This window comes from Streptomyces sp. NPDC041713 (assembly GCF_055591085.1).
The window spans coordinates 88,009-106,202 of the sequence record NZ_JBVIZY010000014.1 but is presented as its reverse complement, the minus strand read 5'-3'; the positions used below and the strand labels follow the sequence as shown (position 1 = coordinate 106,202).

Genomic DNA, 18,194 nt, shown 5'->3' with positions numbered 1-18,194 from the left:
GGGCGATGGCCGGATTCCGGAGTCTCGCGAGACAGGTGCGTGATCCGCAGAGCGATCTGGCGCTGCGGCGCTACTCGCTGCGCAAGTGCCTGGAGAGGTTCGCCCCCTATGGCCACCGGGCCACCTGGGACCACTTGTGCACCCGGGCGGGGTTCGGGCCGCAGGACAGGTCCCCGGACCCGGCGCGCCTCGTGGCGGCGCTGACCGAACTGGAGGCGGCGCGGGCGGTGTGGCTCGCCTACGAGGCGGGCTTCGCGGAGCGCCGCCGCAAGGAGAAGCACGACGGGCTCAGGCGGCCGGGCAGTGTCGACGACTGGCACCGCTGCACCTGGGGCGGGTTCGGCATCGCCTGGTGCGACGACCCCGACATCCATCCGCACCAGCCCCTCGCCGAGGTCCTGCGCCGGCTCATCGCGGCGCTGGAGCGGGCGCCGGGCGCGGCCTGCCCGGTCTGCGCGGACACCGACCTGGTCTGGCGGCACGGCCTGGCGCACGAGCCGTCCTCGGGCGCGGTCTGCACGGGCTGCGGCATCGTCGTGCCCGCCCCCGTCCTCACCCCGGACGCGGTGGCGCAGGCCCAGGCGCGGCGGCTGCGGCCGCTGGTGTCGGCGTGAGGTGGGGCGTGGCGTCGATCGAGGTCAGGGGGTTTTCACGTCCGTGTGGATCGACAGCTTGAACTGGGCGTGCATCAGCGGCGTGGGACGCTTCACGTCTCCCGCGCCGCGTGCCGAGACCTTCAGGCCGAGCGGCGTGCCCGGGTGCACGAACATCTGCCAGAGGTAGGTGCGGTACTGCCCACCTCTGGTCGGTGTCGCGTCGGTCGTGGCGGTCGAGTCGTACCCGGTGGACAGGTTCAGCGGGTCCCTGACGTAGCGCGCGCGGAACTCCGTCGCCTTGGCGTCCGGCTCCCAGAAGACCATCGCCGAGAGCAGCCCCCAGCCCTCGTGGCTGGGCCAGATCAGCCCCGAGCGGGCGTCGGGGAACGCGGAGGGCGTGGTGGTGCCCTGTGCGGTGCCGCCCTGGGACGGGTCGTGCATGTGCCACGGGTCGTAGGACTCGTCTCCCGCGCCGTACGGAAAGCGCACCAGGTGGTAGCCGTCGCTGTCGTACTTGACGGCCTGCCGGCCGTGGCGTGCGGCGTCCCACAGCAGCGAGCAGATGACAACGGACATCGGCCTCTCCCCCGATCGGCGTCGGCGTGCTCCGCGAACTCCCTTGCCTACAGGACACGTTGAGGCCCGGACCACGGTCGCGGCTAGACGTAGCACAGGGAAAATCCGGTGGTCATGCCATTTCGCGGCAGGCGAGAGTGTGCGGCGATGACGGACACCGCGAAACCCTGAGGAGAACGGTCCATGTCGACGCTGCGCGTCACCGCCGAGGTACTGACGATCCACGAGCATCCGGGCGCCGACGCCCTCGAACTGGCCCAGGTGGGCCTGTACCGCGCGGTCGTCGCCAAGGGCGTCTACCGCACCGGTGAGAGCGCGGTGTACATCCCCGAGCAGTCGGTGCTGCCTGCCGAACTCATCGCGGAGCTCGGGCTCACGGGGCGCCTTGCGGGCGGCAACCACGACCGGGTCAAGGCGGTGCGGCTGCGCGGTGAGCTGTCCCAGGGCATCGTGTGCCGGCCGGCCGCGCTGGCCGACGTCGACCTGGCGCGGGCGGCGGCCGAGGGCACGGACTTCGCGGAGCTCCTCGGGATCACCAAGTGGGTGCCGCCGGTGCCGCCGACAATGAACGGCGAGGTGGTGGCGGCGCCGGACCTGCTGCCGTGGGTCGACATCGAGAACATCCAGCGCTACCCGGACGTCTTCGAGCCCGGCGAGCCGGTCGTCGTCACCGAGAAGCTGCACGGCTCGGCCTGCCTGGTCACCTACGTCGCCGGGAGCGAGAGCGTGTACGTCTCCTCGAAGGGCCACGGCGCCAAGTCGCTCGCCCTGCAGGAGGACCCGCGCAACCTGTACTGGCGGGCGGTCCACGGTCACGGCGTCGCGGCCGTGGCGGCGAAGCTCGCGGAGCGGCTCGGGGCGCGCCGGGTCGGTGTCTTCGGCGAGGTGTACGGCGCGGGGGTGCAGGACCTCGGCTACGGCGCGGACGGCCGGCGCGACACGCTCGGGTACGCGGTGTTCGACGTCAGCGCGGAGATCGACGGCGGCCAGGTCCGCTGGCTCGACGCCCACGAGCTGCTCGACGGTGAACTGCCCCTGGTGCCCCGGCTGTACGAGGGCCCCTACGACACCGCGCGCGTCCTGGAGCTCGCGACGGGCCGCGAGACCGTCTCCGGGCAGGAGCTGCACCTGCGCGAGGGCGTGGTGATCCGGCCCGCCGTGGAGCGGTACAGCCCGGTGACCGGCGGCCGGGCCATAGCGAAGGCGGTCAGCCCGGCCTATCTGACCCGCAAGGGCGGCACGGAGTACGAGTGATCCGCCCCGGCGCCCGCGCCGTGTCCGCCCCCGTCCCGCCCCCGGTCGGCGTCAGCCGCTGCGGGGGCGGCGCTCCACAAGGAGCCGGGAGCCGCTGTGCCGCTCGCCGAAGACGTCGTCGGGGTTGGAGAGCACGCAGGTGTCCAGGGAGAGGCAGCCGCAGCCGATGCAGTCGGTGAGGTGGTCGCGCAGCCGGCCCAGCTGCTTGATCCGCTTGTCCAGCTCCGAGCGCCAGCCCTCCGAGAGGCGCGCCCAGTCCTCGCGGGTGGGCGTGCGCTCCTCGGGCAGCGAGTCGAGGGCCGCACGGATCGTGGCGAGCGGGATGCCCACGCGCTGGGAGGCGCGGATGAAGGCGACGCGGCGCAGCGTGTCCCGGTGGTAGCGGCGCTGGTTGCCGGAGGTGCGACGGCTGGTGATGAGGCCCTTGGACTCGTAGAAGTGCAGGGCGGAGACGGCGACGCCGCTGCGGTCGGCAAGCCGGCCGACGGTGAGTTCGTGGACCTTCTCGGGGATCTGGGGCACGCCCCAAACCTACTGGCTGGTCCGTTGACACGCGTCGGCCCGCACCGCATGCTGAGCAAGCGCTTAGTCTGCGTAGGCTCTGCGTACGTTTCCGCATGCGTGACCGCATGAGCATCTGCATACGTCTAGGAGGCCAGGGACATGGCGGAGCCGAAGATCTTCACGTCGGCCGAGGAACTGCGCGCGGGGGTCGGCGGGCAGCTCGGGTACAGCGACTGGCTGGAGATCGACCAGAAGCGGATCGACCTCTTCGCCGAGGCCACCGGCGACCACCAGTGGATCCACGTGGACGCGGAGAAGGCGGCGCAGGGCCCCTTCGGGACGACCATCGCGCACGGCTATCTGACCCTGTCGCTGCTGCCGAGCCTGGTGCCGCAGATCATGCGCGTCGAGAACATGAAGATGGGCATCAACTACGGCACCGGCAAGGTCCGTTTCCCCTCTCCGGTGCCGGTCGGCTCGCGGCTGCGCGCGACCGCGGAGCTCACCGACGTCACGCCGACCAAGGACGGCGGCGTCCAGGTGACGGCGAAGGTCACCGTGGAGCGCGAGGGCTCCGACAAGCCGGCGTGCGTGGCCGAGTCGGTGTCGCGCTACTACTTCTGAGGGGTCTGAGGGGTCTGAGGGCTCTGGGGTCTGGGGGGTCTGGCCCGGCGGGCCCGGCGGTCCTACGCCCGGGGCTCCGCGGGCCGTGCGCCCACCATCCGCAGCACGAGGTCGGCGTAGAGCGCGCCGACCTCGTCGGGCGTCCGGTGGCCCGCCACGTTGAACCAGCGGGCGACGTCGATGCAGAGCGAGAGCACCGCCAGCGTGGTGCCCGGCACGTCGGGGACGTCGAACTCCCCCGCCCGCACACCGTCGTTGATGATCTCGCGCACGGCCGCGTCCGACTCGCGGCGCAGCGCGACGATCTCCGTGCGGTGCTCCTCGCCGAGCGCGTCCAGCTCGTACTGCACGACCCGCGCGGTCATGTGGTGCGCGGCGTGCCAGCCGACGAAGGACCGCACCGCCGCCGCGAGCCGCCCGGCGGCGTCGCCCTCGCCGTCCGCCGCGGTGCGCAGGATGGCCAGCGCCTTGTCGTGGCCGATCCGGCTGATGCGGTGGAGCAGCTCTTCCTTCGTCTTGTAGTGGATGTAGAGCGCGGCGGGGCTCATGCCGGCGCGGCCCGCGATGTCCCGGGTGGTCGTCGCGTGATAGCCGCGCTCGGCGAAGGCCTCGACGGCGGCGACCAGCAGCCGCCTGGCCGCGTCGGGGCTCACCTCGCCCCACGGCTGCTCCTCGCCGCCGGTCTCCTCCGCCGCGCTCATCGCCCACTCCTTCGTGCCTGACCCCGGTCTGCCCGGGATGGACACCTTACCCCGCAGGGTGAGCAAGCGCTTAGGGAGCGGGGGCGCGGGGAGCGGGTCAGGCGACGGGCTTGAAGGGGTCGTGGTCGGCGAGGATCTTCTCCAGGCGGGCCTGGTCGACCCGGCTCACGATCTGGTCGGCCTCCTGCCGGTCCCTGACCACCTTGGCCAGGGTGAACGCGGAGGTCGTCAGGTACAGGACGGAGACGGCGAGGAAGGCGCGGATCCAGCCGCTGACGTCGAGGCTGTAGATGCCGATCGCCGTCGCGGCGAGCGCGAAGGCGAACGACGCGATCGCCTGGCCGTAGTAGGCGGCGGTGTTCTGCTGCTTGACCGGAGTTTCGCTCATGGGCACAGCCTGTACGGGCGGCGGCGGCGCCACATCCGTCGCCGTACTCACCTCACGTACTCAGCTGTCGTACTCACTTCACGTACTCAGCTGTAGCACTCACTTCACGCGCGCACCTCACGCGTCCGACTCCCGTGCGCCTTGCCGCCGTCAGAAGGCGGAGACCCCCGTTAGCGCGCGGCCGATGACGAGCTTCTGGATCTGGCTGGTGCCTTCGTAGAGGGTCATCACGCGTGCGTCACGCAGCAGTTTGCCCGCCGGGTACTCGTCGATGTAGCCGTAGCCGCCGAAGACCTGCAGGGCGTTGTTGGCGGCGCGCACGGCGGCCTCCGAGGCGAACAGCTTGGCCTTGGAGGACTCCGTGGCGAAGGGCAGGCCCCGGTCGATGAGGTCGGCGACCCGCCAGGTCAGCAGGCGCGCGGCGTCCACGTCCACCGCGATGTCGCTGAGCAGCTCCTGGACCAGCTGGTGGTGGGCGATGCTCTTGCCGAACTGCTCGCGCTCACCGGCGTAGCGGACCGCGGCGTCGAGCGCGGCCTGCGCGATGCCCACGCAGCCCGCGGCGACCGACATGCGCCCCTTGGCGAGGGCCGACATGGCGACGGAGAAGCCCTTGCCCTCGGGCGCCAGCATCGCCGAGGCCGGCACGCGGACGTCCTCCAGGACGAGTTCGGCGGTGGCCTGGCCGCGCAGGCCGAGCTTGCCGTGCAGGGTGCGGCGGGTCAGGCCGGGCGTGTCGGTGGGCACCAGGAAGGCGGTGACGCCCTTGTGGCCCGGGGCGTCGCCGGTGCGGGCGAAGAGCAGGACGACGTCGGCCCAGGTGCCGTTGGTGATGAACATCTTGGTGCCGTTGACGACGTAGGAGTCGCCGTCGCGCACGGCCTTCGTCGTCAGGCTGCCCGCGTCGGAGCCGGTGCCCGGCTCGGTGAGCCCGAAGCACCCCACGTACGCACCGGAGGTGAGCCCCGGCAGCCACTGCCGCTTCTGCTCCTCGCTGCCCCAGTGCGCGACGGTCTTGGCGACCAGGCCGAGCGAGACCGAGACGATGCCGCGCACCGAGGAGTCGCCGCGCCCCAGCTCCTCGGTGACCAGGCAGTACGCGAGGTGGTCGCCGCCCGAGCCGCCGTACTCCTCGTCGATGGTGAGCCCCAGGAAGCCGACCTCGCCGAGCTTCTTCACGAGGGACCGGTCGACGCTCTCGGCGCGGTCCCACTCCACGACGTGCGGAGTGATCTCGCGGGCCACGAAATCCTCGGCAAGCCGGCGGACGGCGGCCTGCTCGTCGCTGAGCTCCAGGTTCATGGCGGACACCTCTCACGTCGGGTTACGGCGGGTTACTCGAACGGACGTCGCGCGGACGTCGAGTTTTAAATTAGCACTGCTAGTTTGTGGCGGCAGCCCTACTATGTGCCGCATGGCCCGACCGCGCAAGCCCCTCCTCAGCCGCGAACGCATCGTCGACACGGCCCGCGCTCTCGTGGACTCCGAGGGACTCGCGGCCGTCTCCACGCGCCGCCTCGCCGCCGAGCTCGGCGTCAGCGGGCCCTCGCTCTACAACCACTTCAGCACCAAGGACCAGATCCTCGAGGCGGTCGCCGACTCGGTGAGCGCGCAGGTCGACCTGTCGATGTTCGAGCCGTCCGACGGACGCGACTGGCGTACGGCGCTGCACGACTGGGCGGTCTCCTACCGGGCCGCGCTCACGCTGCACCCGAACATCGTTCCGGTGCTGGCGAGCGGGCCGGGGCGGCGGCCCGCCGGACTGCGGCTCGCCGACGCGGTGTTCGGGGCGATGGTCGACGCGGGCTGGCCCGCCGCGCAGGCCACGTCCATCGGCGCACTGATGCGGTACTTCATCATGGGCTCCGCGCTCGGCTCGTTCGCCGGGGGCTTCGTGGACGACGAGGCGGCGTACGACCCCGCCGATTACCCGCACCTGGGCCAGGCCCATCTCCTCGCCGACCGCCAACAGGTCATCGACGAGCGGGCCTTCGAGGCGGGCCTGCGGGCGCTGCTCGACGGGCTCGCGCTGCAGTACGAGCAGGTGCGGGTGCGGGCCTGACGGGGTCCCGTCCGTGGGGCACGGTTCGGTGCGGGTCACCGCTCGGTGCGGGTCACCGTTCGGTGCGGGGGCCCGATCAGACCCCATCCCCCGTCCCCCGCCCCCGTCCGTGGGTCACCGTTCGGTGTGGGCCGAAGTGTTCCTGCGCCATCCTGGACGTATGAGATCCGGCCCCTCGAAGAACGCCGTCGCCCCCGTCCTCGCCTCCCTCGCCGTCCTGTTCGCGGACGAGACGCGGGCCGCCTGCCTGCTCGCGCTGCTCGACGGGCGGGCCTGGACGGCCGGTGAGCTGGCCCGGCACGCGGGCGTCGCCCCGTCGACGGCCAGCGAGCACCTGGGCCGGCTGGTCGCCGGTGGCCTGCTCGCCGAGGAGCGGCAGGGGCGGCACCGCTATCTGCGGCTGGCCGACGAGCGGGTCGCCCAGCTCGTCGAGGATCTCGCCGCCCACGCGGCGCCGGGCGCGCGGACCGCGCCCCGCACGCTGCGCGAGGCGGGCGCGGCCGGCGCGATGGCGCGGGGCCGCACCTGCTACGACCACCTGGCGGGGCGCCTCGGCACCACGATCACCGGCGCCATGACGGACCGCGGGCTGCTGCGGCAGGACACCGGGTTCGCCCTGACCGACCGGGGCGTGGCCTGGTTCGGGGAGCTGGGCATCGCGCTCGCGTCCGGCGGCCGGCGGCCGCTGGCCCGGTCCTGCCTGGACTGGACGGAGCGCAGGCCGCACCTGGCCGGGCTCGCCGGGGCCGCGCTGTGCCGGCACGCGCTGGCCGAGGGCTGGTGCGAGCGGATCGGCTCGGAGCGCGCCGTACGGGTCACGCCGTCCGGGACGCGGGCCTTCGCGGCGCACCTCGGGATCAAGGGCTTGTAGGGCGGGGTCGCCCATCGCACCGACCCACAGACCCCACAGACCCCACCGGAAGGTGTCAGCCCGTGATGACGCGGTCCACCGCCGCCGCGACGATCGCGTCGCGCTCGGCCTCCGAGAGCACGTCCGGCAGGGTGAGCTGCTCGACGATCAGCCAATTGAACGTGAGGTACAGCAACTTGACCGCCATCGCGTCGCCCGGAAGGCCGGAGGCCTCGTGGTACGCGAGGTTGGCGTCGAGGTCGGCGCGGACGCGCTCGGTGAGGACGGCGCGCAGTTCGGGGCGCCGGGTCGCCTCCAGGCGGAGTTCGAGCAGGGCCAGATATCCCGTACGGAAGCCGCTGACCCGGCCGACGACCTCGCGCATCAGCTCGGCGTAGGTCTCCTTGTCCGGCGTGGCGGTGCGCTGCCGCTCGATCTCGGCGGCGCCCGGCGTGAGCCGCTCGTACACCCGGGCACCCGCCTGGGTCAGCAGGTCGTCCCGGTTGCCGAAGTAGTTGGACGCGGTGCCGGTGGGCACGGCGGCCTCGGCGTCCACGGCCCGGAAGGTCAGCCCCCGGGCACCCTCCCGGGCCAGCACCTCGATGGCGGCGTCGACCAGGGCAGCCCGCCGACCGTCGTTCCTGCGCACCATTGCCACCACTCCATCTGCAGTACTACGTTGGGACCACTACGGTAGCAGTACTACAGGAGGGGTGAATCGCAGCCGCGCGATGAGCCGCAGACAGGGACAAGGGTCGACGGGAATCATGCGGTGAGTGCCGAAACGTTCGGGTTCTCTGCGCATGGCTTTCTCCCGTCCGGTCCCCGCCGCCCGTCCCCCGGATTCCGCCCGCGCGACATCCGGCTCCCCCTCCCGTCGTCCGCCGCCGCGCCCCCAGCTCCTCGCCGCCGTCGCCGCCACGGTCACCGTCGTCATGTGGGCCTCCGCCTTCGTGTCGATCCGCAGTGCGGGCTCCGCGTACTCCCCCGGCGCGCTGGCGCTCGGGCGGCTCGTCGCCGGGGCGGTGACGTTGGTGGCCGTCTGGGCGGTGCGCAGGGAGGGGCTGCCGCCACGGGCCGCCTGGCCGGGGATCGCCGTCTCCGGGCTCCTGTGGTTCGGGGTGTACATGGTCGTCCTCAACTGGGGTGAGCAGCAGGTCGACGCGGGCACCGCCGCGCTGCTCGTGAACATCGGCCCCCTCCTCGTCGCCCTGCTCGGCTCGCGGCTGCTCGGCGACCCGCTGCCGCCGCGGCTGCTCGCGGGCATGGCCGTCTCGTTCGCGGGCGCGGCCGCCGTCGGCTTCTCGATGTCCGGCGAGGGGCGCGCCTCACTCCTCGGCGTGGCGCTCTGCCTGACGGCGGCCGTGGGGTACGCCGCCGGCGTCGTCGCGCAGAAGCCGGGCTGGGCAGCGCGAGCGCGCTGCAGGTGACGACTTTCGGCTGCCTGACGGGTGCGGTCCTGTGTCTGCCGTTCGCGGGGCAGTTGGTGACCGACCTGCGCCACGCGCCGGCCTCCGCGACCCTCAACATGGTCTATCTGGGCGTCTTTCCCACCGCGCTCGCCTTCACCACGTGGGCGTACGCACTGGCCAGGACGACCGCGAGCCGGATGGGCGCGACGACGTACGCCGTGCCCGCCCTGGTCGTCCTGATGTCGTGGCTGGCGCTCGACGAGGTGCCGGGGGCGGTCACCCTGGGCGGCGGGGCGCTCTGCCTCGCGGGGGTCGCGGTGGCTCGATCCCGCCCCCGCGCCCGGTCCGGCGACGTTCCGGAGGCCTCCACCCCCAGCAGGTAGATGTACCCTGCATCCGTCCCGTCGGATGCCGGGCCGCGGAGGCCGCATGCGTTAATACCGGACGCCGGATGTAGGGGATACAAGTACAGAACGCGGGGGTGGCCGTGGGGCACGCTACGGATGCGCTGGACGCCGGGGGCTCGACCGGTGGCACGGGACGGGTGGCCGGGATGCCGCATGCCCGCGCCTTCGCCGCGCAGGTGTTGCGCGGGTACGCGCAGGTCACCTTCCTGCCGAGCGCCGCGGCGGGCACCCTCTTCTGTCTCGCGCTCTTCGCGGCGGGCTGGGAGTACGGGCTCTACGGCCTGGGCGGCGCCGCCGTCGGCACGGCCACGGCACGGCTCCTGGGCGTGGACCACGACCGCGTCGCGGTCGGCCTCGAAGGCTTCAACGCCTGCCTGACGGCGCTCGGTTGCGCCGTCTTCCTCGGCGCGGAGCACCTCTCGACCGCGCTGCTCGCGGTCGCGGGCTGTGTGGTCGTCACCGTCGTGACGGCGGCCGTGGTGCGGCTGTTCGGGGTCTGGGGGCTGCCCTCGCTCACCCTGCCGTTCTGCCTGGTCGCCTCCGCGACCACGGTCGCGGCGCCCGGTTTCCGGCGGGTGTGGCACCACGGCGAGGGCCTGGCCGCGCTCGCGGCGCCCGCGTCGGGGCCGGCCTCCCTCCAACCGGACGACCTCGGCCGGGGGTTCCTCGCCGGCTTCGGCCAGATCTTCTTCATGTCCCAGTGGTACGTGGGCGCCCTGCTGCTGCTCGGCTTCCTCGTCGCAGGACCCCGCGTGGCCGCCGTGGCGAGCCTGGGCAGCGCCGTCGGCATCGCCACGGGCTGGGCGCTGGGCGCGCCCGCGGCGCGGATCGCCGACGGCACGTCGGGATACAACGCCGTCCTCGTGACCCTCGCCTTGTGCGGGGTCTTCCTGCCCGCGCGGCCGGCGACGCTCACGTACGCGCTCGTGGGCGCCGCCACCGCGACGGCGCTCGGCCCCGCGGTGGCGGCGTTCGCCGCGCCGTCCGGCGGCCACGCCTTCACGTGGCCGTTCGTGCTGACGACCCTCGTGTTCCTGGCGGCGGCCAGGTCCTTCCCCCGGCTCACCGTGCCGGCGGCGGAGGGCTGACCGCCGGCCGGCTAGATCCGGTCAGAAGACGACCAGCGCCCGGCCGCCCTTGCCCGCGACCATGTTGTCGAAGGCGGCCGGGATGTCGTCGAGAGCGATCCGGTCGGTCACCAGGGCGCCGAGGTCGAGCCGGCCCGCGCGGACGTGTTCGGCGAGGATCGGCAGGTCGACCGCCGGGTCGCAGTTGCCGTACACGCAGCCGGAGAGCGTCCTGCCCCAGTGGAAGAGCTCCAGGGCGTTGAAGGTGACCTGCTGCTCCTTGCCGCCGATGCCGACCACGGTGGTGCGGCCGCCACGCCGGGTCGACTCCCAGGCCGTACGGATCGTCACCGCACGGCCCACGCACTCCACGGCCACGTCGACGCCCTGGCCGCCGGTGAGCCTGCGGATGTCCTTGGCCGTCGTCTCCGAGGCCACCACGTACTCCGTGGCGCCCGCAGCGCGGGCCAGCTCCTCCTTCTCCGGGGAGACGTCGACCGCGACGATCGGCCCCGCCCCCGCGATCCGCGCCGCCTGCAGCGTGGCGAGGCCCACCCCGCCGACGCCGAAGACCGCCACGCTCTCGCCCGCCCTGACCCGCGCCGCGTGGTGCACGGCGCCGTACCCGGTCAGGACGGCGCAGCCGAGCAGGGCCGCGTCGGTGAGCGGGACGCCGTCCGGCACCGGCAGGACGCAGCCCGCCGCGACCACCGTCTCCTCGGCGAACGCGGCGACGTTCAGGCCGGGGTGGAGGTCGGTGCCGTCGGAGCGCCGGGCGTAGACGTCCGCGGCGCCCGCGAGCGCGTTGCCGCAGAGCCACACCTCGCCGAGCGTGCAGGCGTGACAACTGCCGCAGGACGGCGCCCAGTTCAGGACGACGCCGTCGCCGGGGGCGACATGGGTGACGCCCTCCCCGACGGAGACCACGGTGCCGGCGCCCTCGTGGCCGAGGACGGCGGGCACCGGGACCCGCATCGTGCCGTTGGTCAGGGACAGGTCGGAGTGGCAGACCCCGGCTGCGGCGAGGCGCACCCGGACCTGGCCGGGACCCGGCTCCGGCAGGTCGATCTCGGCGATCTCCAGCGGGGAGCCGACGGCGGGGAGGATGGCGGCGCGGACCACGTTCACGTACTCCTTGGGGAAGTTGGCGGGCTGGGGCGGGGCTCAGGACCCAGGTGCGGTCGTGCGGGTCAGAACTGCAGGGACTTCGTCTGCAGGTACTCGGTCAGACCGTGCGCGCCCAGTTCGCGGCCGACGCCCGACTGCTTGTAACCGCCGAAGGGGGCCAGGGGGTTGAAGCTGCCGCCGTTGATGTCGACCTGACCGGTGTCCATGCGGCGCGCGAAGGCGACGGCCTCCGCGTCGTCGGCCGCCCACACGGCGCCCGCGAGCCCGTACACGGTGCCGTTGGCGATGCGCAGGGCGTCGTCCTCGTCCTCGTACCGGATGATCGAGACGACCGGGCCGAAGATCTCCTCCTGGGCGATGGTCATCTCGGGCGTGACGTCGGCGAAGACGGTCGGCTGGACGAAGTAGCCCTTGTCCTGCGGGGCTTCGGGGCCGCCGGCCACGATCCGGGCGCCCTCCTCGACGCCCTTCTCGATGTAACCGCGCACGCGCGCCTGCTGCTTGGCGTTGACGACGGGGCCGATGCGCGGGCCGTACTTGGCGGCCGCGGCGGCGGCGAGCTCGACCGCCTCCTCGTAGCGGTCGGTGTGGACCAGCATGCGGGTCCAGGCGCTGCACGTCTGGCCGGAGTTGGACATGACGTTGGCGACGCCGACGTTCACGGCCTTGGCGAGGTCGGCGCTCGGCAGGATGACGTTGGCGGACTTGCCGCCGAGCTCCAGCGCGACGCGCTTGACGGCCGCGCCCGCGGTGGCGCCGATCTGCCGGCCGACGGCGGTGGAGCCGGTGAACGAGACGAGGTCGACGCCCTCGTGTTCCGCGAGCGCCTGGCCCGCGACCGGACCGAGCCCGGTGACCAGGTTGAAGACGCCCGCGGGCACGCCCGCCTCGTGCACCGCCTCGGCGAAGAGCTGGGCGGTGAGCGGGGTGTCCTCGGCGGGCTTGAGCACCACCGTGCAGCCCGCGGCGAGGGCGGGCGCCACCTTGTTGACGATCTGGTGCAGCGGGTAGTTCCAGGGCGTGATCGCGCCGACCACGCCGACCGGCTCCAGATAGACGGTGGAGTTGCCCACCTGCTCCTGGAAGGGGTGGGTCGCGGCGAGCTCGGCGTACGAGCCGGAGACCAGGATCGGCACGCCGGCGTGCACGGCCTCGGAGAAGGCGAGGGGCGCGCCCAGCTCGGCGGTGACGGTCTCGGCGATCTCGTACTTGCGGGCGACCAGACGGTCCCGGAGGGCGCCGATCAGGGCGGCGCGCTCGGCGGGCGGCGTGGCGGCCCAGCCGGGCAGGGCGGCGCGGGCGGCCCGCACCGCGGCGTCGACGTCCTCCGCGGTGCCCGCCGGGACCTGGCCCACGGGCTCTTCGTCGGCCGGGTTCAGGACCGTGATGGTGTCGGTGCCCGCGGCCGGGCGCCAGGCACCGTCGATGTACATCCCCTCGTGGGCCTTCATCGCGTTCCTCCAGTTAGTCGTCGGCGCCCCCAAACTAGCGCTGATAGTTTTCGGACACCAGGGGGGTCCGCGCCGGCCGGTGCCATCCGGCGCTCCCTCACGCCCATGTTCCGTGCCATCCGGTGCGCCCCCACGCCCGCGTACCGTGCCATCTGGTGCGCCCCCGCGCCCGTGTGCTGAGGTGCACAGCGTCCCGCAAAACCCGCGACACCGCCCCGGAGGGTGATCGTGCGCAGCTTGACCTTCGTCATCGGCACGGGCCGCAGCGGCTCCACCGCCCTCTCCCGCATCCTCAGCACCCACCCCGACGTGCTCAGCCTCAACGAGTACATGGCCTCGGTCGGCGACGCGGCCTTCCCCGAGGGGCGGCTGTCCGGCGCGGAGTTCTGGGAGACGCTCTTCCGGCCCACCCCGTACTTCGCGGGCATGCTCCGCAGCGGGGTGCTGATGCCGGAGTTCCTCTACACCCGCAGGCCAGGGCGGTACGCGGCCGGGACCACCGGCATCCCCGCGCTCTCCCTGATGGTGCTGCCCCACCTCACCGACGATCCCGACGCCCTCCTCGACGAGCTCCGCGCGGCGGTCGTCGAGTGGCCCGTCCGTACCGCCCCGCGCCATCACGAGGCGCTCTTCGCGCTGCTCGGCGAACGGTTCGGCCGCACGGTCACGGTGGAGCGCTCGGGGTACTCGACGGGCTGGGCGCCGGGGCTGCGCGCCGCCTTCCCGTACGCGCGGTTCGTGCACCTGCACCGGGACGGGCCGGACTGCGCCCTGTCCATGAGCCGCCACCCCGGGTACCGCGTGATCACACTGATGCGGGAGATCGCGGAGCGGACGGGGGTGGAGCACCTGGCGGATCTGACGGCCGAGCAGGTGCGGTCCCTGCCGCCGGATCTGGCACCCCTGCTCGGTGAGCGGTTCGACGCGGCCCTCGTACGCGACCGCGATCTGCCCCTGCGCCGCTTCGCCGACCTCTGGTCCGAACTGGTCGGGGATGGCGTCCACTTCCTCGACGGGCTGCCCGCCGGACAGGGCATGTCGCTCGCCTACGAGGATCTGCTCGACGCCCCACGCGAGGAGCTGACCCGCCTCGCGGCGTTCGTCGGGGTCGAGCCGGTCCCCTCGTGGCTGGACAGCGCCTGCGCCCACCTCGACGGCAGCCGCCGCGGCTCGGCGCGCAGGCAGCTGACGGCCGCGGAACTGGCGGACGTACGGGAGGGCTGCGCGGCGGGCGCCCGGGCGCTGGCGGGGTCGGGGGCGGAGTCAGGGCCGGGGGCGGGGTCGGGGTCGGAGTCAGAGTCGGGGGCGGAGTCAGGGTCGGGGTCGGGGTCGGGGGCGGCGGCCGGGCGGGGGTGATGCCGCGCGCCGATCGGTTCCGTACCGGGTCGTACCGGGTCGAACCGCGTCCGTACTGGGCCCGTGGTAGGCCCGTGGTGGGCCCGTACCGGGCCCGTAGTGGGCTCGTAGTGGACCCGTACCGGGCTCGAACCGGGCCCGTACTGGGCCCGTACTGGGCTCGAACCGGGGCCGTACCGGGCTCGAACCGCGTCCGTACTGGCCTCCCACGACTCAGGAACGCCCGACAACTCGCTTGTCTCGGTGACCCGTTCGGCCGGCCCCGTCCTCCCCCGCCCCCGGCGGACCGCCCCCGCCCCCGGGAAGCCCGCGCAGACCCAGCCCTGCCCCCACCAGCAGCAGCCCGCCCAGCATCACGAACGGTGCCGCCACTCCGGCGACCCCCGCCACCAGGCCCGCCGACGCGGGGGCCGCGACCTGGCCGAGGCGGTTGCCGGTGAGGCGCAGGGCCAGGGCCGTCGAGCGGGCGCCGTCGGGGGCCGCCTGGACGACGGTCGTCATGGAGAGCGGCTGGCCGACGCCGAGGCAGAAGCCGAGCGCGGCGAGCATCACAGCCAGGCCCCAGACCGGGACGGGCAGCGCCATGGCCGCGCACAGCAGCCCGCCGAGCAGACAGGTGCCGGCAAGCAGTGCGCCGCGGCCGAGGCGGCGGATCATCGGCGTCATCACGAGCCGGCAGGCGATCGTGGCGGCGGCCCGCAACGAGAGCAGCAGGCCGACCGTGGCGGGGGCGATGCCGCGGTGTTCGCCGACCACCGGGAGGTAGGCGGTGAGGATGTCCGTGGCGGAGAGCACGGCGAGGCTGATGAAGATGCCCGCGGGCACGCCCCGGGTGCGCAGGATGCCGAGGACCGGGACGCGCACCGCCCGCTCCGGCGCGGGCCCCGTCCGCCGCCGCTCGATGCGCCACAGCGAGGTGAGCGAGACGGCCGCGACCCCCGCCGCGACGACCAGTGCGAGGGCGCTCGTACGGCCGGTGTCGGCACCGATCAGGGCGCCCGCGGCGATCGGCCCGATCAGCTGGCCGAGGGAGGCGCCGATGGTGAAGTGGCCGAAGTTGCGGTCCTGTTCGGCCGGCGCGGACTGCCGGGCCACGATCGACTGGGCGCCGATCACGAAGCAGAGGTGACCGAGGCCCATCACGCCGCTCCAGGCGGCCATCGCGGCGAGCGAACCCGCCGTACCGCTCAGGGCGCAGCCGCCGGCGATCAGGACGACGCCGAGCGGCAGCAGCGGCGCGCACCGCCCGTGGTCCGTCCGGCGGCCGAGCGGTACGGCGGCGAAGAGCGGCAGCAGGGCGTAGACGCCCGCGATGACGCCGACGGCCCGCTCGTCGGCGCCCAGCGCGAGCGCCCGGTAGGAGACGGCGGGCCGCGCCATCGACACCGCCCCCTGCGCGAAGCCGAAGGCGATGACGAGGCGCAGCAGCCAGCCCCTGGCACCGGGCCCGGACCCCGACCCCGACCCCGACCCTGAGCCTGGAGCCGGTCCGGATGACGCGGTCGGCATCAGATGATGCCGAAGAGGATTCCGGCGCCGAGGACCACCAGCGAGGTGAGCACGGCCCATTTGACGGTGAACTTGGTGTGGTCGCCGAACTCGACCTTGGCCATGCCGACGAGGACGTACACGGCGGGCACCAGCGGGCTCGACATGTGCAGCGCCTGTCCGGCGATGGAGGCGCGGGCGATCTCCAGGGTGGAGACGCCGTGGGCCTGGCCCGCCTCGGCGAGGACCGGCAGGACGCCGAAGTAGAAGCCGTCGTTGGACATGAAGTAGGTGAGCGGGATGGAGAGCAGGCCGGTCACCAGGCCCATCTGCGGGCCCATGCCCTCGGGGATGGCGCCGACGAGCCAGTCGGCCATGTGGTCGACCATGCCGGTGCCGGTGAGCACTCCGGTGAAGACGGCGGCGGCGAAGACCATGCCGGTGACGTTGAGGACGTTCTCCGCGTGGGCGGCGACCCGGGCCTTCTGGTCGGGCATGTGCGGGTAGTTGACGGTGAGGGCGAGCGCGGCGCCGAGCAGGAAGAGGACCGGGATCGGCAGCCACTCCATGATCATGGCGGTGAGCAGCAGGACGGTGAGGGCGGCGTTGAACCAGTAGAGCTTGGGGCGCAGCGTGGCGCGGTGCGGGTCGAGTCCCTGGAACCCGTCGTCGCCGTCCTCGGCGCCCGGCCGGCCCTCGGGGGCGTCCGCGTCGGTGCCGGAGCCGGAGCCCGAGCCGGTGGCGGGCTTCGTGGCGAGCCCGGCGGGCTTCTTCGTGAGCGACGTACGCCCCTCGCCGCCGCCCGCGGTGCCCGCGCCGACCAGCACCGTCTCGTCGGCGGTCTCCTTCTCCAGGACCTCGTCGAGCGACAGGACGCCGAGCCGCCTGCGCTCGCGCAGACCCAAGGCGTACGCGAGGACGAAGACCGCGACCAGGCCCACGGCGAGCGCCGGGATCATGGGGACGAAGATGTCGGTCGCGTCGACCTTGAGCGCGGTCGCGGCGCGGGCCGTGGGGCCGCCCCAGGGCAGCGTGTTCATGACGCCGTTGGCGGTCGCGGCGACGCCGGTCATCACGACGAGGCTCATCTTCAGGCGCCGGTAGAGCGGATACATCGCCGACACCGTGATCATGAAGGTGGTCGAGCCGTCGCCGTCGAGCGAGACGATCGCGGCGAGCACGGCGGTGCCGATCACGATGCGCACCGGGTCGGCCTTGCAGAAGCGCAGGATGCCCCGGACGATCGGGTCGAACAGGCCGACGTCGATCATGACGCCGAAGTACACGATGGCGAACATGAGCATGGCCGCGGTGGGCGCCAGATTGCCGACGCCGTCGAGGACGTAGTCCCCGAGGTGGGCCCCCTTCCCGACGAACACGCAGAAGAGTGCGGGGATCAGCACCAGGGCCGCGATCGGCGACATCTTCTTCATCATGATCAGCACCAGGAAGGTGGCGATCATGACGAATCCGAGGATTGTCAGCATGGGGGCTACCTCACGTTCACCATCGAACTCCCACCAGGTCTGGCGGTCCGGACGACGTTAGGACCCGCTCTCCGGCGTTAACAAGATGTTGACGCGCGAGCAATAAGCGCAAAACTCCTGGTCACGGCCGGGTGCCCACTCAGTCCAGGGACCGCCCCAAGTACGCGTGCAGCAGCTTCCGCGCCTCGTCGACGAGGGCCGCGTCGCCCGACGGTGCGGCGCGGAAGGCCAGCTGGAGGACCGCGTCGACCGCCTCGACGCCGACCAGCATCGTGCGGCGCAACTCCGCGTCGAGCGGGCGGTCCAGGTGGACGGCGAGCAGCGCCGCCACCCGTTCGGCGACCTGGACGTTGGCGTCGGGCATCGCCTCGGGCGCGCAGGGGACGCCGAAGTCGACGAGGCCGAAGCCGGGGACCGTGCGCATCATCGCCAGGTACTCGTCGAAGGCCGCGTCGACGGCGCCGCGCCAGTCGCCGCGCCCGACGGCGGCGACGCGCTCGGTCACGCGCTGCGCGTAGGCGTCGAGGTTGCGGTGGGCGAGGGCGTCGACGAGGGCGCGCTTGTTGCCGAAGAAGCGGTAGACCGAGCCGATCGGGACGCCGGCGCGCCGGGCGACGGCGCGGGTGGTGAGGCCCTCGTAGCCGACCTCGTCCAGGACGGCGGCGCAGGCGTCGAGGATCCGGGTCAGCCGTTCGGCGCTGCGTTCCTGTACGGGGACGCGGCGCATGGAGGCCGGGGACGGCGGGCCGGGTCGCGGGTCCTCGGGCGGGTTCGGGTGGGGCATTCCGGGACAGTAGAGCATCGCTCACCTTCCCGCTTCCTCTTGCGGAAGGAAAAAGTCAA

The 18,194-nt window shown here is 73.1% G+C and carries 18 protein-coding genes and 1 pseudogene; 8 read left to right on the top strand and 11 right to left on the bottom strand.

The annotated features are described in order from the left end of the window. Positions 1-5: 5 nt before the first annotated feature. Positions 6-614: a hypothetical protein gene (locus ACZ6CV_RS31905; protein ID WP_469254647.1), complete on the top strand. Its 609-nt coding sequence runs from the start codon at positions 6-8 to the stop codon at positions 612-614. 24 nt (positions 615-638) lie between these two features. Here ACZ6CV_RS31905 and ACZ6CV_RS31900 read toward each other — a convergent pair whose 3' ends face one another. After that, positions 639-1,172, bottom strand: a complete 534-nt coding sequence (locus ACZ6CV_RS31900; RefSeq protein ID WP_469254645.1) for a hypothetical protein — start codon at positions 1,170-1,172, stop codon at positions 639-641. Between the two features lie 183 nt (positions 1,173-1,355). On the opposite strand from ACZ6CV_RS31900, the gene ACZ6CV_RS31895 reads away from it, so the two are divergent. Then, positions 1,356-2,426 (top strand): RNA ligase (ATP), encoded by a 1,071-nt coding sequence (locus ACZ6CV_RS31895; RefSeq protein WP_469254643.1) that lies wholly within the window; start codon positions 1,356-1,358, stop codon positions 2,424-2,426. A 51-nt stretch (positions 2,427-2,477) separates the two neighbouring features. Here ACZ6CV_RS31895 and soxR read toward each other — a convergent pair whose 3' ends face one another. After that, complete coding sequence (gene soxR / locus ACZ6CV_RS31890) at positions 2,478-2,948, bottom strand: redox-sensitive transcriptional activator SoxR (RefSeq protein WP_469254642.1); 471 nt, start codon at positions 2,946-2,948, stop codon at positions 2,478-2,480. Positions 2,949-3,089: 141 nt separating this feature from the next. Between soxR and ACZ6CV_RS31885 the strand changes: the two genes are divergently transcribed. Further along, positions 3,090-3,554: a MaoC family dehydratase gene (locus ACZ6CV_RS31885; protein WP_469254640.1), complete on the top strand. Its 465-nt coding sequence runs from the start codon at positions 3,090-3,092 to the stop codon at positions 3,552-3,554. A gap of 62 nt (positions 3,555-3,616) precedes the next feature. Here the strand turns inward: ACZ6CV_RS31885 and ACZ6CV_RS31880 are convergent, their stop codons facing one another. From ACZ6CV_RS31880 to ACZ6CV_RS31870, 3 genes are all read right to left on the bottom strand, one after another. Beyond that, positions 3,617-4,255 (bottom strand): TetR/AcrR family transcriptional regulator, encoded by a 639-nt coding sequence (locus ACZ6CV_RS31880; protein ID WP_469254638.1) that lies wholly within the window; start codon positions 4,253-4,255, stop codon positions 3,617-3,619. A gap of 97 nt (positions 4,256-4,352) precedes the next feature. Further along, positions 4,353-4,643, bottom strand: a complete 291-nt coding sequence (locus ACZ6CV_RS31875) for a YiaA/YiaB family inner membrane protein (protein WP_355810114.1) — start codon at positions 4,641-4,643, stop codon at positions 4,353-4,355. A 150-nt stretch (positions 4,644-4,793) separates the two neighbouring features. Next, a complete protein-coding gene (locus tag ACZ6CV_RS31870; protein ID WP_469254636.1) occupies positions 4,794-5,945 on the bottom strand; it encodes an acyl-CoA dehydrogenase family protein in 1,152 nt (383 codons plus the stop codon). A gap of 112 nt (positions 5,946-6,057) precedes the next feature. Here ACZ6CV_RS31870 and ACZ6CV_RS31865 point away from each other — a divergent pair, with 112 nt between their 5' ends. Continuing rightward, on the top strand, positions 6,058-6,705 hold the full coding sequence (locus tag ACZ6CV_RS31865; RefSeq protein WP_469254635.1) for a TetR/AcrR family transcriptional regulator: 648 nt from the start codon (positions 6,058-6,060) through the stop codon (positions 6,703-6,705). A 160-nt stretch (positions 6,706-6,865) separates the two neighbouring features. Next, entirely contained in the window at positions 6,866-7,576 is a 711-nt protein-coding gene (locus ACZ6CV_RS31860; protein WP_469254633.1) for an ArsR/SmtB family transcription factor, read from the top strand. A gap of 55 nt (positions 7,577-7,631) precedes the next feature. Here the strand turns inward: ACZ6CV_RS31860 and ACZ6CV_RS31855 are convergent, their stop codons facing one another. Beyond that, entirely contained in the window at positions 7,632-8,207 is a 576-nt protein-coding gene (locus ACZ6CV_RS31855) for a TetR/AcrR family transcriptional regulator (RefSeq protein WP_469254631.1), read from the bottom strand. 283 nt (positions 8,208-8,490) lie between these two features. Here ACZ6CV_RS31855 and ACZ6CV_RS31850 point away from each other — a divergent pair. Further along, positions 8,491-9,350, top strand: a pseudogene (locus tag ACZ6CV_RS31850) (DMT family transporter). 170 nt (positions 9,351-9,520) lie between these two features. Next, on the top strand, positions 9,521-10,462 hold the full coding sequence (locus ACZ6CV_RS31845) for an urea transporter (protein WP_469254629.1): 942 nt from the start codon (positions 9,521-9,523) through the stop codon (positions 10,460-10,462). 21 nt (positions 10,463-10,483) lie between these two features. Here ACZ6CV_RS31845 and ACZ6CV_RS31840 read toward each other — a convergent pair whose 3' ends face one another. Both ACZ6CV_RS31840 and ACZ6CV_RS31835 read right to left on the bottom strand, forming a co-directional pair. Beyond that, complete coding sequence (locus ACZ6CV_RS31840) at positions 10,484-11,563, bottom strand: Zn-dependent alcohol dehydrogenase (RefSeq protein WP_469254772.1); 1,080 nt, start codon at positions 11,561-11,563, stop codon at positions 10,484-10,486. Positions 11,564-11,631: 68 nt separating this feature from the next. Continuing rightward, entirely contained in the window at positions 11,632-13,020 is a 1,389-nt protein-coding gene (locus ACZ6CV_RS31835; RefSeq protein WP_469254628.1) for an aldehyde dehydrogenase family protein, read from the bottom strand. 228 nt (positions 13,021-13,248) lie between these two features. Here ACZ6CV_RS31835 and ACZ6CV_RS31830 point away from each other — a divergent pair, with 228 nt between their 5' ends. Further along, a complete protein-coding gene (locus ACZ6CV_RS31830) occupies positions 13,249-14,376 on the top strand; it encodes a sulfotransferase family protein (protein ID WP_469254626.1) in 1,128 nt (375 codons plus the stop codon). A 213-nt stretch (positions 14,377-14,589) separates the two neighbouring features. On the opposite strand, the gene ACZ6CV_RS31825 is transcribed toward ACZ6CV_RS31830, so the two are convergent. From ACZ6CV_RS31825 to ACZ6CV_RS31815, 3 genes are all read right to left on the bottom strand, one after another. Further along, a complete protein-coding gene (locus ACZ6CV_RS31825) occupies positions 14,590-15,885 on the bottom strand; it encodes an MFS transporter (RefSeq protein ID WP_469254624.1) in 1,296 nt (431 codons plus the stop codon). Further along, the gene (locus ACZ6CV_RS31820) at positions 15,885-17,351 is read right to left on the bottom strand and encodes a CitMHS family transporter (protein ID WP_469254622.1); all 1,467 of its coding nucleotides are present in this window, start codon (positions 17,349-17,351) and stop codon (positions 15,885-15,887) included. The genes ACZ6CV_RS31825 and ACZ6CV_RS31820 overlap by 1 nt, the downstream gene beginning before the upstream one ends. A 139-nt stretch (positions 17,352-17,490) precedes the next feature. After that, positions 17,491-18,135 (bottom strand): TetR/AcrR family transcriptional regulator, encoded by a 645-nt coding sequence (locus tag ACZ6CV_RS31815; protein WP_469254621.1) that lies wholly within the window; start codon positions 18,133-18,135, stop codon positions 17,491-17,493. Positions 18,136-18,194: the final 59 nt, after the last annotated feature.